Below are 14,927 nucleotides of genomic sequence, written 5' to 3' on the forward strand. Positions count from 1 at the left end.
GTCCCGTCCTCGTTGCTGACAAGAGCGGGGGCCTGGCCAACGAGAAGCAAATGTTCAGGCGGTGTCATAAGTTTCCAGGTGCTTAGCCCGGTAGGTGTTGTGCAAGCCTCTGCAAGAACGGAGGCTTGTTTTTTCAAGCCCGTCGTCGTGGGGGCACCCCTTGCCTATACTGGACCGATCAACGACAAGAGGGCTATCCCGTGGACCATCTCGTACTGACTGTATTCGCACCCGACAAGGCCGGCCAGGTCGAACAGATTGCCCTGTGTATCGCCGAGCACGGCGGCAACTGGCTGGAAAGCCGTATGTCGGGCCTGGCCGGGCAGTTTGTCGGGATTGTCCGGGTCGAGGCGCCGACCCAGGCCCATGATGCGTTGATCAAGGCGCTCCAGGCACTCGCCAGCCAGGGTATCCAGATCCAGGTGATTCCCGGTAGCGGCGAAACTCCCGGCCAGTGGAAACCCATCGCGATGGAACTGGTGGGCAATGATCGCCCGGGTATTGTGCGGGATATCACCCGATTGCTGACTGAACAGGGCATCAACCTGGAGCAACTGGTGACCGACGTGAGCCCCGCGCCCATGAGCGGTGACCTGCTGTTTCATGCCGAGGCGATCCTGGCGGTGCCCCTGGAGCTGCCGCTGGAAGCCTTGCAGTCGTGCCTGGAAACCCTGGCCGATGAGCTGATGGTGGAGTTGATGTTGCGCGGCGACGAAGAGTGAGGCGGGTTATCCAGTTTTAACGGGGACGGGCCTGTGGATAACCTGGGGAGAGCCGGCGCCCGGCCAGGCCGGCCGGGGCTTTCCAAGACTTGAGCGAAAAACGAGCAGTTTCAAGGGCTTGTGCACAAACGCCGTGGACCGGCTTGTGGATAACCTTGGGGTAGAAGCCTACAGCCCAAGTGCAGCAAGGTATGCAGGCTTTTGTGTGTTTTTTGATCAGCTGCGCTTGCGCAGGCTGAGCCAGGCATCGACGCTGTACACCGCCAATCCGGTCCAGATAAACAGGAAGGCCACCAGGTTGCTGGAGGTCAGGTGTTCGTCGTACAGCAGCACGGCTAGCAGCAGGACCAGGGTCGGTGCCAGGTATTGCAGGAAACCCAGGGTGGTGTAGGGCAGGTGACGCGCCGCCGCGTTGAAGCTCACCAGCGGGATCAGCGTGACCGGGCCGGCGGCGATCAGCCACCAGGCTTGCGAGGTGCTCCAGAATTCGGCCTGGGCGCTGGTGGCGAGCGGGTGCAGCAACAGCCAGCCGAGGGCGATGGGCACCAGCATCCAGGTTTCCACCACCAGCCCCGGCAGGGCCTTGACCGGTGCCTGTTTGCGGATCAGCCCGTAGAAGCCGAAGGTCAGTGCCAGCACCAGCGAGACCCAGGGCAGGCTACCGACCTGCCAGACCTGCTGCGCCACGCCCACTGCGGCCAGGCCGACGGCGATCCATTGCAGGCGGCGCAGGCGTTCGCCCAGCAGCAGCATGCCCAGCAGCACGTTGACCAGCGGATTGATGTAGTAGCCCAGGCTGGCTTCGAGCATGCGCCCGTTATTCACCGACCAGACGTAGGTCAGCCAGTTGGCGGCAATCAGGGTCCCGCTCAGGGCCAGGACCGCCAGGCGGCGCGGATTGTCGCGCAGTTCGCGCCACCAGCCCGGGTGTTTCCAGACCATCAGCAACAGGGTGCCGAACAAGGCCGACCAGAGCACGCGGTGGATGATGATCTCGACGGCCGGTACGGCGGCGATGGCTTTGAAGTAGATCGGGAACAGGCCCCAGATGATGTAGGCGCTGAGGCCGAGGATGTACCCGCGACGCGGGTTGGCGGCTTGCATGCAGAGTCCTTGCTTAGGCTGCTGACTAATTGTGGGGGTGATGCGCTGGTCTTGGTTGGTGCGGTGAGGCTAAGGGCCCTGTCGCTGGCAAGCCAGCTCCTACACGGGCCGTGTAGAGCATGGGTTCCGGGCGCGTCGGGAGGGTGGCAGAGCCTGGCAAACAAACGTGCTCTTGTAGGAGCAAGCTTGCTCGCGATGGCGTCCTTTCAGACGCCGCCGCCGCTAAATCCTGCCACAACCGTCAGAATAATTTCAGCGGTTCTTCATTCAATGCGGAAAGTTGTTCGCGCAAGGCCAGGACCTGATCGCCCCAGTAACGCTCGCTGCCGAACCACGGGAAGCTGTGGGGAAACGCCGGGTCGTCCCAGCGCCGTGCCAGCCAGGCGCTGTAGTGCATCAGGCGCAGGGCGCGCAGGGGCTCGATCAGCGCCAGTTCGCGGGGATTGAAGTCGTGGAATTCGCTGTAGCCGTCCATCAGCTCCGACAACTGGCCGAGGCATTCCTGGCGATCGCCGGCGAGCATCATCCACAGGTCCTGCACCGCCGGGCCCATGCGGCAGTCATCAAGGTCGACGATGTGGAACATCTCGTCGCGGCACATCATGTTGCCGGGGTGGCAATCGCCGTGAATGCGGATGTTCTGGTGTGGGGTCTCGGCGTAGACCTGTTTTACCCGCTTGAGCAGGTCGCGGGCCACGGACTCATAGGCCGGCAGCAGGCTGCGGGGAATGAAGTTGCCTTCCAGCAGGGTGGTCAGCGAGTCGTCGCCGAAGTTCTTCACTCCCAGGGCTTCGCGGTGTTCGAACGGACGGGTGGCGCCCACGGCGTGCAGGCGGCCGAGCAGTTGGCCGAGGCGATAGAGCTGGTCGAGATTGCCCGGCTCCGGTGCCCGGCCGCCCCGCCGGGGGAACAGGGTGAAGCGAAAGCCGGCGTGTTCGAACAGGCTGGCGCCGTTGTGGATCATCGGGGCGACGACGGGGATTTCGCGCTCAGCCAGCTCGAAGGTGAAGCTGTGTTCCTCGAGAATGGCCTCGTTGGTCCAGCGCTGCGGGCGGTAGAACTTGGCGATCAGCGGTTCGCTGTCTTCGATGCCCACCTGATAGACACGGTTTTCGTAGCTGTTGAGCGCCATGACCCGGGCATCACTGAGAAAGCCGATGCTTTCCACGGCGTCGAGCACCAGGTCGGGGGTGAGTGTTTCAAACGGGTGGGACATGCTGACTCCTGCGGGCGGCAGGCGGCCGCGTCCGGCCAAGCATGTTAGCGCACCGGGGCGCAGAAAGGTGTCGGCTGTTCCGGCCTCTTCGCGGGCAAGCTCCGCTCCCGCAATATTTGAGTCAAGCCTGGATCCCGCCTACGACAGAAAACCTGTGGGAGCGGAGCTTGCCCGCGAAGACGTTGGGGTTGCGTGGCTGCTCCCCAGACCGGTCGCGGTCTTTGTGGGCGCCGGCGTGCCGGCGATGAGGTCCTTGAGTCCAGTATCGACCTCAGGGACGCCGTCGCCGGCAAACCAGCTCCTGCAGGGGGGGGCATTTTCGAGCTGGGTTGATCAGGCGCCGATAATCCCGCCATCCTCTCGCCGGATCGCCATCACCGACGAGCGCGGCTTGCCGTTCGGCAAATGCTCGGGGAAAGTCGAGTTACCGGCCTCACCGGGATGCTGGATGCCGACGAACAAGGTCTTCTGGTCTGGCGCGAAGCTGATGCCGGTCACTTCGCAGCCCACCGGGCCGACCATGAAGCGACGGATCTCGCCGCTGGCCGGATCGGCGCAGAGCATCTGGTTGTTGCCCATGCCGGCAAAGTCCCCGGCGTTGCTGTAGTCGCCGTCGCTGAGGATCCACAGGCGGCCGGCCTTGTCGAAACCCAGGCCGTCGGGGCTGTTGAACATGTTCTGCGGGGTGATATTGGATGAGCCGGCCTTGGCCGTGCCGGGGTGCGCGGCAGGGTTGCCCGCGACCACGAACAGGTCCCAGCCAAAGGTGTTGGCGCCATGATCATTGCCGGCGGCCTGCCAGCGCAGGATCTGCCCGTAGACGTTCTTCTCCCGGGGATTCGGTCCGCCGGCTGGCATGCCCTCGTCGCCGCGCTTGGAGTTGTTGGTCAGGGTGCAGTAGACCTGGCCGTCGATGGGGCTGACGACTATCCATTCCGGACGATCCATGCGGGTGGCCTTGACCACGCTGGCGGCCAGGCGGGCGTGGATCAGCACCTCGGCCTGGCTGGCGAAACCACTGCCGGCATCGATGCCGTTCTTGCCGAAGCTCAGTTCCACCCATTCGCCAGCGCCCTTCGGCCGGTCCGGGTTACCGTCGCCGTTGTCGAACCGTGCGACATACAAGGTGCCGTGATCCAGCAGGTCGCGGTTGGCCTTGGGGTTCTTGTGATTGATCCTGTCGCGGCTGATGAACCTGTAGATGAACTCGCCGCGTTCATCGTCGCCCATATAGACCACGGCACGGCCGTCACGGGTTTCGGCGAGGGCGGCGTTCTCGTGCTTGAAACGGCCCAGGGCGGTGCGCTTTACCGGCGTCGACTGTGGGTCGAACGGATCGATTTCCACCACCCAGCCGTGACGGTTCAGCTCGTTGGGATTCAGGGCCATGTCGAAGCGCGAATCGTGAGTGTGCCAGTTGATCTCTTTGCTGCTGGCAACGACGCCATAGCGCTTTTGCGCGGCATCGAATTTCTGTTCGGCATTACTGCTGCCGAAGCAGTCGGTGAAGTTCTCTTCGCAGGTCAGGTAGGTGCCCCAGGGGGTCTTGCCGTTGGCGCAGTTCTGGAAGGTGCCGAGGACTTTGCGACCCTGCTTGTCGGCTTGGGTCTGCAGCCAGGGATGGCCGGCTGCCGGGCCGCCGAATCGGATCGGTGTGTTGCCGTGGATCCGCCGGTTGTAGGGCGAGCCCTGGACGAAGTGCCACTGGTCGTCCTTGCGCTGTATTTCGATCACCGAGACGCCTTCGCTGGCCTGGGCCTTGCGCACGTCTTCGAGGGATTGTGGCTGGCCGCCGTGGGGGTAGAGGTAGCGGTAGTTGGTGTATTCGTTGTTGATCGCCATCAGCGCGCGGTTGTCGTCGCCGGGGAAGGGGAACAGGCTCATGCCGTCGTTGTTGTCGCCGAACTGCACTTCCTGGGCCTGAGCGGTGCCGTTGCCGCTCGGGTCGAAGGCCGGGCCGTTCTTGGTCAGCGGTTGGCCCCAGCTGATCAGCACTTGTCCGCTGTAACCCGGGGGCAATGTAAGCGTATCGGTGCTGGCGGCCGGGATGCTGTCGAAGCCCAGCAGTTTGCCGGAGGCTGCGCCGACACTGGCGGCCATCACGCTGCGGGTCAGCAGGTTGCCGCCGAGGAACATCGCCGCGCCGCACAAGGCGCCGGCACTGATAAAGCCACGACGGCTGAGGCCGACCATCTGTTCCAGGTCGGTCGGTTGGTTTTCGTCTAAGAGATTCATGATCAGGCTCCCTGCGGGTCAGGGGCTCACCTTAGTAATGCGTTGTGACGGATTTGTTGCAGGAAAAGCGGGGGATCACTGCGCGATCGATCGCCGGCAAGCCGGCTCCTACAAGGGGGATGCGCTCTTCGGTAGGAGCCGGCTTGCTGGCGATGGCCTCATAACGGTGTGCCCAGAATCACCAGGGACGGTGCAAACACCGTCTGCACCGGGCTTCCGACCCCCAAGCCGAGATTTTTTATCTGCTCCGGTGCTGCCAGCGCACAGAGAGTTTGTCCGTTCGCCAGCGCGATCCTGACTTCCGAAGGTCCGTCTTCATCCGCGGAAATTTCCTCGATTTGACCGGCCAGAGAATTGTGTCCAGATTTTGCCGGCTGCCCGATTGCATCCAATTCCAGCCAGCCGGCCTTGATCAGGGCGACCACTTCGGTGCCGCTTGCCAACTCCAGGCGCAGGGTGCTGTCATGGGTGATCTGCGCCCGCAGCGTGAGCCCCCCGGCCAAGGCCAGGCGCACCAGGTCGTTGCGTCCTTGGCTGGTGATGTCCTGCACGGTGCCGTGGAGTTGGTTACGGGCGCTGGTGCGCAGCATCAGGCGGCCAAGCAGGTCGAGGTCGCCGCTGTCTTCGGCGGCCGCGAGGACCTGGGCCTGGATAGTTTGCAACCGTTGGTAAAGACGCAGCACCCGTTCGCCCTCGGCGGACAACTTTGCGCCACCGCCGCCCTTGCCGCCGACGCTACGTTCCACCAGGGGTTTCTGGGCCAGGTTGTTCAACTCGTCGATGGCGTCCCAGGCCGCCTTGTAGCTGAGGCCGGCACTTTTCGCGGCGCGGGTGATCGAGCCCTGTTCGGCGATATGTTGCAGCAGGGCGATGCGTTGTGGTCGGCGGACGATGTGTTGGGTCAGCAGGACGGGCAGGGACATGGGACGGACTTCGGGTGGCAGGCGGTATTGGGCAAGGTGCCTCTCGGTATCCGCGACGTCAAGCCGAACGCGGCTTCTGTAGGCGCCGGCTTGCCGACGATGAGGCCCGGTAATCCTTGTATAGGCCTTGTGGACGCTATCGCCGCGCTGCGGCGTCCTGACAATCCCTGATTCCGCCTGGTTAAGAGCGATCTTGAGTTTGGCCGAGATTTGTGGAAAGCGGGTTTGTCGGAATGCCGCACCGCCGCTCCTGGGCGCGAAGCGGCCCTAAAACCTGGGCGCGCCGTGTGTCCGGTCAACCGAGTTGAGCGGTTTTGCGGCCGCTTCGCAGCCGAACGCGGGCAAGCCCGCTCGCCACAAGACCGCGTTCTGTTTCGAATTTGACTGATAAGCCGGCTCGCCACAGGTTTTGTTGGTGTCCCTGGGACGGCTAGCGGCTTTCCGGGCTCGGTGTCCGCGCCAGGCAATAGACATCGACCCGTCGCGCACCTTCCTTCATCAGCAGTCGGGCCAGGCTTTCGGTGGTGGCGCCGGTGGTCAGCACATCGTCCACCAGCGCCAGGTGCAGGCCTTCGACCTGTGCACCGGGCGCCAAGGCAAAGGCGTTCAACAGGTTGCGTCGGCGAGCCCTGGCATCCAGTTCCTGTTGCGCGATGGTGTCCTGAACACGCAGTAGAAAGTGTTCATCTGCGGAGATTTCCAGGTTCTGGCTCAGCCAGGTCGCGAGCATCGCCGCCTGGTTGTAACCCCGTTGACGCAAGCGCCGGGTCGCCATGGGTACCGGCAGCAACAGCTCCGGCCTTGGCAAGCCATCGTCAAAGCGCACGCGCAACGCCTGGGCCAGCAACTCCCCCAGCAGTCGCCCCAACGGCCATTGGCTCTGGTGCTTGAAACGGGTGATCAGGCTGTCCAGCGGGAAACGGTAGGTCCAGGGTGCTATCACCTGCTCGAAGGCCGGCGGCTGCTTGAGGCACTGCCCGCAGGTCAGCCCCGCCGCCGACAAGGGCAGGGCGCAGACCTGGCACGCATCCATCAACCAGGGCAGCTCGCTCTCGCAGGGGGTACAGATCGGGTGAGGGGTGTCGGTGGCCTCATCGCACAACAAACAAGTTTGTTTGTTTTTTAACCAGATGTAAACCGGTCCTGTGTATCGTGGTTGACAGTGCATGCGTCTTCCTTAAATATGCCGAGCATCCGTGTCGCGTCTGTGGGTATTCCTTTGCCCCAGCCGCTTGCCCAGCATAAAACAAGGAACTCCGCCGATGAGCGCCAGCATCACCGCCACTTTGCGTCACGATTGGTCTTTGGCCGAGGTCAAGGCTCTGTTCGTCAAGCCGTTCAACGACCTGCTGTTCCAGGCCCAGACCGTGCACCGCGCGCACTTCGACGCCAATCGCGTGCAAGTGTCGACCCTGCTGTCGATCAAGACCGGCGCCTGCCCGGAAGACTGCAAGTACTGTCCGCAGTCCGGCCACTACAACACCGGGCTGGAAAAAGAAAAGCTGATGGAAGTGCAGAAGGTGCTGGAGGAGGCCGCGCGGGCCAAGGCCATAGGTTCGACCCGCTTCTGCATGGGCGCGGCGTGGAAACACCCGTCGGCCAAGGACATGCCTTACGTGCTGCAGATGGTCAAGGGGGTGAAGGCCATGGGCCTGGAAACCTGCATGACCCTGGGCAAGCTCGACCAGGACCAGACCGCCGCCCTGGCCGACGCCGGCCTGGACTACTACAACCACAACCTCGATACCTCGCCGGAGTTCTACGGCAGCATCATCACCACCCGTACCTACAGCGAGCGCCTGCAGACCTTGGCCTATGTCCGCGATGCCGGGATGAAGATCTGCTCCGGCGGTATCCTCGGCATGGGTGAGTCCCTCGACGACCGCGCCGGGCTGCTGATCCAGCTGGCGAACCTGCCGGAACACCCGGAATCGGTGCCGATCAACATGCTGGTCAAGGTCGCCGGTACACCGCTGGAAAATGCCGATGACGTCGATCCGTTCGATTTCATCCGCATGCTCGCGGTGGCGCGGATCCTCATGCCGCAATCCCACGTCCGCCTGTCGGCGGGCCGTGAGGCGATGAATGACCAGATGCAGGCCCTGGCGTTTTTCGCCGGTGCCAACTCGATCTTCTACGGCGATAAATTGCTGACCACCGCCAACCCGCAGGCCGACAAGGACATGCAGTTGTTCACGCGCCTGGGCATCCTCCCCGAGGCCCGTGAAGAGCACGCCGACGAAGTGCACCAGGCGGCCATCGAGCAGGCCCTGGTGGAGCAAAAGAGCAGCGAGCAGTTCTACAACGCCGCTATCTGATCACCCAAGACACCGCTCGGCTGTGTGGGAGCAGGATTTATCCGCGAAGCTTTTAGCGATCTTGAAGACGCCTTCGCGGATGAATCCTGCTCCCACACAGTGTTCTTCGGATCGCATCTGCGAGGCCCCAATGTCCTTCGATCTCGCTGCCCGGCTGTCCGCCCGGCGTGCCGAAAACCTCTATCGCCAGCGCCCGCTGCTGGAGAGTCCGCAAGGCCCGCAAGTGGTGGTCGATGGCCAGCCCCTGCTGGCCTTCTGTAACAACGATTACCTGGGCCTGGCCAATCATCCGCAGGTCGTCGAAGCCTGGCAGGCCGGCGCGGCGCGCTGGGGTGTCGGCGGCGGTGCATCGCACCTGGTGATCGGTCACAGCGGGCCGCATCATGCGCTGGAAGAGGCGCTGGCCGATCTCACCGGTCGGCCACGTGCGCTGTTGTTCACCACCGGCTACATGGCCAACCTCGGTGCGGTCACGGCGTTGGTCGGGCAAGGCGACACGGTGCTGGAGGACCGTCTCAACCATGCGTCGCTGCTGGATGCCGGGTTGCTCTCGGGGGCACGCTTCAACCGTTACCTGCACAACGACGCCGCCAGCCTCGCCAAGCGCCTGGAGAAAGCCAGCGGCAATACCCTGGTGGTCACCGACGGGGTCTTCAGCATGGACGGCGACCTCGCCGACTTGCCGGCCCTGGCCCGTGAAGCGCGGGCCAAGGGCGCCTGGCTGATGGTCGACGATGCCCACGGTTTCGGCCCGCTGGGGGCCAACGGCGGCGGCATTGTCGAGCATTTCGGTCTGAGCCAGGAAGACGTGCCGGTATTGGTCGGTACCCTTGGCAAGGCCTTCGGCACGTCCGGCGCCTTCGTCGCCGGCAGTGAGGAGTTGATCGAAAGCCTGATCCAGTTCGCCCGGCCCTACATCTATACCACCAGCCAACCGCCGGCCCTGGCCTGCGCGACGTTGAAGAGTCTGGAACTGTTGCGCACCGAACACTGGCGGCGCGAGCACTTGAATGGGCTGATCCGCCAGTTCCGCCAGGGCGCCGAACAGATCGGCCTGACCCTGATGGACAGCTTCACCCCGATCCAGCCGATCCTGATCGGCGACAGCGGCCGGGCGCTGCGCTTCTCGCAACTGTTGCGTGAGCGCGGGCTGATGGTCACGGCGATTCGTCCGCCGACCGTCCCGGCGGGCAGTGCCCGGCTGCGGGTGACCTTGTCCGCGGCTCACAGCGAGGCGCAGGTGCAGCTATTGTTAGAGGGGCTGGCCGCGTGTTTCAGCGTGTTGGGCCCCTTTGAGCCGTTGGAGCCGAACCATGCGTGATCGTCTGATCCTGTTGCCCGGTTGGGGCCTCGGCATCTCGCCGCTGGAGCCCCTGGCCGCCGCCTTGCGCGGGCTGGATGAACACTTGCGGGTGGAAATCGAACCCTTGCCGGAACTGGTCTCGGGGGACCCCGACGAGTGGCTCGACGAACTCGATGCGAGCCTGCCGGACAACGCCTGGCTGGGCGGTTGGTCCCTGGGCGGGATGCTTGCCTCGGCGTTGGCGACCCGCCGTGGCGAGCGCTGTTGCGGCTTGCTGACATTGGCGAGCAACCCGTGTTTCGTGGTCAGTGACGGCTGGTCCGCGGCGATGCCGAACGACACCTTCGACCTGTTCCTGGCCGGCTGTCGCGCCGATCCGCAAACCACCCTCAAGCGCTTCAGTCTGCTCTGCGCCCAGGGTTCGGCGGACCCGCGCGGGCAGGCGCGACTGCTCCTGGGCGGTGCGCCGCATGCCACGCCAGCAAGCCTGTTGAACGGGCTGGAGGTGTTGGCACAACTGGACACTCGCCAGGCCCTGCAAGCCTATCGCGGTCCGCAACTGCACCTGTTCGCCGGCCAGGATGGCCTGGTGCCGGCGGAGGCCGCCGGTGATTTGCTGGCGCTGTTGCCGGATGTCGAAATCGGCCTGATCGAACAGGCTGGCCACGCCTTTCTACTGGACGACCCCCACGGAGTGGCGGGGGCTATCCAGGCTTTTTTGCATGAGTCCGGTGATGACTGATCTTTCCCACCCTGTATTGCCGGGCGGTTTGCCCGACAAGCGTCAGGTGGCTGCCTCGTTTTCCCGCGCGGCGGCCAGTTATGACAGCGTTGCCCAATTGCAGCGCGATGTCGGCCACGAATTGCTCGGCCGCTTGCCGGCCGGGTTGAGTCCGTCCCGTTGGCTCGACATGGGCTGTGGCACCGGCTATTTCAGCCGGGCCCTCGGCGTTCACTTCGCGTCGGGCGAAGGCGTGGCCCTGGATATTGCCCAGGGCATGCTGGAGCACGCCCGTCCCTTGGGCGGCGCCCGGCACTTTGTCGCCGGGGACGCCGAGCGCCTGCCATTGCAGGCCGGCAGCTGCGACCTGGTGTTCTCCAGTCTGGCCGTGCAGTGGTGTGCCGATTTCGCCGCGGTACTCGGCGAAGCCCACCGGGTACTGCGACCGGGCGGTGTAATGGCCTTTGCCAGCCTGTGTGTCGGCACCCTGCACGAGTTGCGGGAAAGCTGGCGGGCGGTGGATGGCCTGGTGCACGTCAACCGCTTCCGCTTGTTCAGCGACTATCAGCAGTTGTGCCGGAACAGCGGTTTGCGCGTGGTCAGCCTGGAAAGCCGGCCGCAGGTGCTGTACTACCCGGATGTGCGCAGCCTGACCCATGAACTCAAGGCGTTGGGCGCGCATAACCTCAACCCCGGCCGGCCGGGCGGTTTGACCGGGCGGGCACGGATTCTCGGGTTGATGCAGGCCTATGAAGCGTTTCGCCAGGCCGAGGGTTTGCCGGCGACCTATCAGGTGGTCTACGCCATTCTGGAGAAACCGCTATGAGTGCTGCCTATTTCATTACCGGCACCGACACCGATGTGGGCAAGACCACGATTGCCGCCGGGCTGCTGCACGCGGCCCGTCAGGCCGGCCTGAGCACTGCGGCGGGCAAGCCGGTGGCGTCCGGTTGCGAGGTGACGCCCGAGGGGTTGCGCAATGCCGATGCCCTGGCGTTGCTGGCCGAATGCTCGTTACCGTTGAGCTATGCCGAAGTCAATCCGGTGGCCTTCGAGCCGGCAATTGCCCCGCATCTGGCGGCGCGTGAGGCGGGGGTCAAGTTGACCGTGCAGTCCTTGCTCAGACCGATGCGACAAATATTGGCCAAGCAGGCCGACTTCACCTTGATTGAGGGCGCTGGAGGCTGGCGGGTGCCATTGGCGGATCAGGCCAGTCTGTCGGATCTGGCCCAGGGGCTGGCCTTGCCGGTGATCCTGGTGGTGGGGGTGCGTCTGGGATGCATCAACCACGCCCTGCTGACCGCCGAAGCCATCGGCCGCGATGGGCTGCAACTGGCCGGCTGGGTCGCCAATATCATCGATCCGAAGACTTCGCGCCTGGAAGAGAACCTCGCGACCCTCGCCGAACGCCTGCCCGCGCCCTGCCTGGGGCGGGTGCCGCGGCTCAAGGTGGCGAGCGCCGGAGCCGTGGCGCAGTACCTGCAATTGGACCTGCTGGACTAGGCGCCGTGCGGCGGCGTCTGCGGCTTGATTGAGGCATCCCTAAGATTCTGGCTATCAACAGGCAATCTGCCATTACTGTTTTTGACGGGTGTTTCTTTGACAGGTCTGCTTAAATGCAGACTGTCGATTCTGTCTCCAGTCGAGTTTGCCCATGGAAATCTCAGGAAATACCGCTCTGTATGCCGGTCTGAGCACTATTCGGACCGGGCAGAATCGCGTCGATCAATCGGCCAGCCAGGTGGCCGATACCATTGCCGAGCGCTCGCTGAAGAGCCAGTCGTCCGATACCCAGGTCAACCGGCTGTTGTCGGTGGATCGCAGTCAGCAGGATCTGTCGAGCACCATGGTGGATATGTCCCAGGGCAAGCTTCAGGTCGAGTTGGGCGCCAAGGTAGCCAAGGCCGCGGATCAGGCGCTGGGTACTTTGATCGATACCTACGCTTGATGTGGGGGGCAACCCCAATGCTGTTCAACTACGAATGATCTCAAGCCTGACCGAGATTTGTGGCGAGTGGGCTTGCCCACGCTCGGCTGCGCAGCAGCCGCAAAACCGGCCGCCTCGGTCTACCTGATGCACCGGATTCGCAGGTTTTAGGGCTGCTTCGCAACCCAGAGCGGCGGTGCGGCGTTCCGACAAGCCCGCTCGCCACAGCGGCAATTCCTGAACTTCTCCCTCGTTTCATAAGCACCCGCTTACCCTCGACTATTCTTTCTACTACACGCCCCTGGCCGCCCTTCAAGGCCGCCGGCCTTTTCCTGCGCCTCTTTCACCCGTGTATGACGAATGGAGCATGAACGACACTTGACAAGGATTGAGCGCAAACGTATGTTTCAAACAACCGTTTGACCGGCGTGGCAAATCGACGCGGTCGCTTATTCCAGGATTCATCAGCAGAGGTTTATCGCTATGCCTGACTACAAGGCCCCCTTGCGTGATATTCGCTTCGTCCGTGACGAGCTGCTCGGTTACGAAGCGCACTATCAGAGCCTGCCGGCTTGCCAGGACGCTACCCCGGACATGGTTGACGCCATCCTCGAGGAAGGCGCCAAGTTTTGTGAGCAGGTACTGGCCCCGTTGAACCGGGTCGGCGACACCGAAGGCTGCACCTGGAGTGAGTCCGGCGTTAAGACCCCGACCGGTTTCAAGGAAGCCTACAAGCAGTTCGTCGAAGGCGGCTGGCCAAGCCTGGCCCACGACGTCGCACACGGCGGCCAGGGCCTGCCGGAGTCCCTGGGCCTGGCGGTCAGCGAAATGGTCGGCGAAGCCAACTGGTCGTGGGGCATGTACCCGGGCCTGTCCCATGGCGCGATGAACACCATTTCCGAACACGGTACTCCTGAGCAACAAGAGGCCTACCTGACCAAGCTGGTTTCCGGCGAGTGGACCGGCACCATGTGCCTGACCGAACCGCACTGCGGTACCGACCTGGGCATGCTGCGGACCAAGGCCGAGCCTCAGGCTGATGGTTCCTACAAGGTCAGCGGCACCAAGATCTTCATTTCGGCCGGTGAACACGACATGGCCGACAACATCGTCCATATCGTCCTGGCCCGCCTGCCGGATGCGCCGGCCGGTACCAAGGGTATTTCGCTGTTCATCGTGCCCAAGTTCCTGCCGAGCGCCGACGGTAGCGTCGGTGCGCGCAATGCCGTTTCCTGTGGTTCCCTCGAACACAAGATGGGCATCCACGGCAACGCCACCTGCGTGATGAACTTCGACGCGGCCACCGGTTTCCTGATCGGCCCGCCGAACAAGGGCCTGAACTGCATGTTCACCTTCATGAACACCGCTCGCCTGGGGACCGCGCTGCAAGGCCTGGCCCACGCCGAGATCGGTTTCCAGGGCGGCCTGAAATATGCGCGCGAGCGTCTGCAGATGCGTTCCCTGACTGGTCCGAAAGCGCCGGACAAGGCCGCCGACCCGATCATCGTGCACCCGGACGTGCGGCGCATGCTGCTGACCATGAAGGCTTTCGCCGAAGGCAACCGTGCGATGGTCTACTTCACCGCCAAACAGGTCGACATCGTCAAGTACGGCCAGGATGAAGAAGAGAAGAAGAAAGCCGATGCACTGCTGGCCTTCATGACCCCGATTGCCAAGGCGTTCATGACCGAAGTCGGCTTCGAAGCCGCCAACCATGGCGTGCAGATCTACGGCGGCCACGGCTTCATCGCCGAGTGGGGCATGGAGCAGAACGTGCGCGACAGCCGCATTTCCATGCTGTACGAAGGCACCACCGGCATCCAGGCCCTCGACCTGCTGGGGCGCAAGGTGCTGATGACCCAGGGCGAAGCGCTGAAGGGCTTCACCAAGATCGTCCACAAGTTCTGCCAGGCCAACGAAGGCAACGCGGCGGTCAGCGAGTTCGTCGCACCGCTGGCGGCCATCAACAAGGAATGGGGTGAGCTGACCATGAAAGTCGGCATGGCCGCAATGAAGGACCGTGAAGAAGTCGGTGCCGCTTCGGTGGATTACCTGATGTACTCCGGTTATGCCTGCCTGGCTTATTTCTGGGCCGACATGGCGCGCCTGGCGGCCGAGAAGCTGGCTGCCGGTACCACCGAGGAAGGCTTCTACACCGCCAAGCTGCAGACCGCGCGTTTCTACTTCCAACGCATCCTGCCGCGTACCCGTACTCACGTGGCAACCATGCTGTCGGGCGCGAACAACCTGATGGACATGAAGGAAGAGAACTTCAGCCTGGGCTACTAAGCCCTGCTGAGTCCTCCGCCAAAGCCGCTTCGCCTTCGGGAGAAGCGGCTTTTTTGCGTGCGGCCGGTGGCGCCGCGCAGAGAAAAAATTCCCGACTAAATCGCTAAGAAGAATCGCCGCGCTGCCGTTAAAGAGATGGCATTTGTGACTGATGTCACATTGCCGTACT

The 14,927-nt window shown here is 63.5% G+C and carries 13 protein-coding genes; 8 read left to right on the forward strand and 5 right to left on the reverse strand.

Annotation, left to right across the window (positions count from 1 at the left end; genetic code table 11):
* Nucleotides 1–200 precede the first annotated feature (200 nt).
* Nucleotides 201–722 (forward strand): glycine cleavage system protein R, encoded by a 522-nt coding sequence (locus M5B96_RS04390; RefSeq protein WP_248795300.1) that lies wholly within the window; start codon nucleotides 201–203, stop codon nucleotides 720–722.
* A 216-nt stretch (nucleotides 723–938) separates the two neighbouring features.
* Here the strand turns inward: M5B96_RS04390 and rarD are convergent, their stop codons facing one another.
* The 5 genes from rarD to M5B96_RS04415 form a co-directional block, all read right to left on the reverse strand.
* Nucleotides 939–1,826 carry an EamA family transporter RarD gene (rarD, locus tag M5B96_RS04395; protein ID WP_248795301.1) on the reverse strand — a complete coding sequence of 296 codons (888 nt, stop codon included), beginning with the start codon at nucleotides 1,824–1,826 and terminating at the stop codon, nucleotides 939–941.
* Between the two features lie 241 nt (nucleotides 1,827–2,067).
* A complete protein-coding gene (locus M5B96_RS04400; RefSeq protein ID WP_248795302.1) occupies nucleotides 2,068–3,042 on the reverse strand; it encodes a serine/threonine protein kinase in 975 nt (324 codons plus the stop codon).
* A 333-nt stretch (nucleotides 3,043–3,375) separates the two neighbouring features.
* Complete coding sequence (locus M5B96_RS04405; protein WP_248795303.1) at nucleotides 3,376–5,277, reverse strand: PhoX family protein; 1,902 nt, start codon at nucleotides 5,275–5,277, stop codon at nucleotides 3,376–3,378.
* 158 nt (nucleotides 5,278–5,435) lie between these two features.
* Nucleotides 5,436–6,200, reverse strand: coding sequence for a TOBE domain-containing protein (locus tag M5B96_RS04410; RefSeq protein WP_248795305.1), 765 nt, complete (start codon nucleotides 6,198–6,200; stop codon nucleotides 5,436–5,438).
* Between the two features lie 430 nt (nucleotides 6,201–6,630).
* Nucleotides 6,631–7,368: a ComF family protein gene (locus tag M5B96_RS04415; protein ID WP_191489586.1), complete on the reverse strand. Its 738-nt coding sequence runs from the start codon at nucleotides 7,366–7,368 to the stop codon at nucleotides 6,631–6,633.
* 94 nt (nucleotides 7,369–7,462) lie between these two features.
* On the opposite strand from M5B96_RS04415, the gene bioB reads away from it, so the two are divergent.
* The 7 genes from bioB (at nucleotide 7,463) to M5B96_RS04450 (ending at nucleotide 14,758) form a co-directional block, all read left to right on the forward strand.
* Nucleotides 7,463–8,518 (forward strand): biotin synthase BioB, encoded by a 1,056-nt coding sequence (bioB, locus tag M5B96_RS04420; RefSeq protein WP_248795307.1) that lies wholly within the window; start codon nucleotides 7,463–7,465, stop codon nucleotides 8,516–8,518.
* A 130-nt stretch (nucleotides 8,519–8,648) separates the two neighbouring features.
* Entirely contained in the window at nucleotides 8,649–9,839 is a 1,191-nt protein-coding gene (gene bioF / locus M5B96_RS04425; RefSeq protein WP_248795308.1) for an 8-amino-7-oxononanoate synthase, read from the forward strand.
* Entirely contained in the window at nucleotides 9,832–10,563 is a 732-nt protein-coding gene (locus tag M5B96_RS04430; RefSeq protein ID WP_248795310.1) for an alpha/beta fold hydrolase, read from the forward strand. Before bioF ends, M5B96_RS04430 begins: the two co-directional genes overlap by 8 nt.
* Nucleotides 10,556–11,368, forward strand: coding sequence for a malonyl-ACP O-methyltransferase BioC (gene bioC, locus M5B96_RS04435; RefSeq protein WP_248795311.1), 813 nt, complete (start codon nucleotides 10,556–10,558; stop codon nucleotides 11,366–11,368). Before M5B96_RS04430 ends, bioC begins: the two co-directional genes overlap by 8 nt.
* Complete coding sequence (gene bioD / locus M5B96_RS04440) at nucleotides 11,365–12,045, forward strand: dethiobiotin synthase (protein WP_248795312.1); 681 nt, start codon at nucleotides 11,365–11,367, stop codon at nucleotides 12,043–12,045. Before bioC ends, bioD begins: the two co-directional genes overlap by 4 nt.
* A gap of 151 nt (nucleotides 12,046–12,196) precedes the next feature.
* Nucleotides 12,197–12,490 (forward strand): pyrroloquinoline quinone biosynthesis protein PqqE, encoded by a 294-nt coding sequence (locus M5B96_RS04445; RefSeq protein WP_248795314.1) that lies wholly within the window; start codon nucleotides 12,197–12,199, stop codon nucleotides 12,488–12,490.
* A gap of 462 nt (nucleotides 12,491–12,952) precedes the next feature.
* Entirely contained in the window at nucleotides 12,953–14,758 is a 1,806-nt protein-coding gene (locus tag M5B96_RS04450; RefSeq protein WP_248795315.1) for a phenylacyl-CoA dehydrogenase, read from the forward strand.
* Nucleotides 14,759–14,927 lie beyond the last annotated feature (169 nt).

It is taken from the genome of Pseudomonas sp. MWU13-2105 (assembly GCF_023242315.1).
GTDB lineage: Bacteria > Pseudomonadota > Gammaproteobacteria > Pseudomonadales > Pseudomonadaceae > Aquipseudomonas.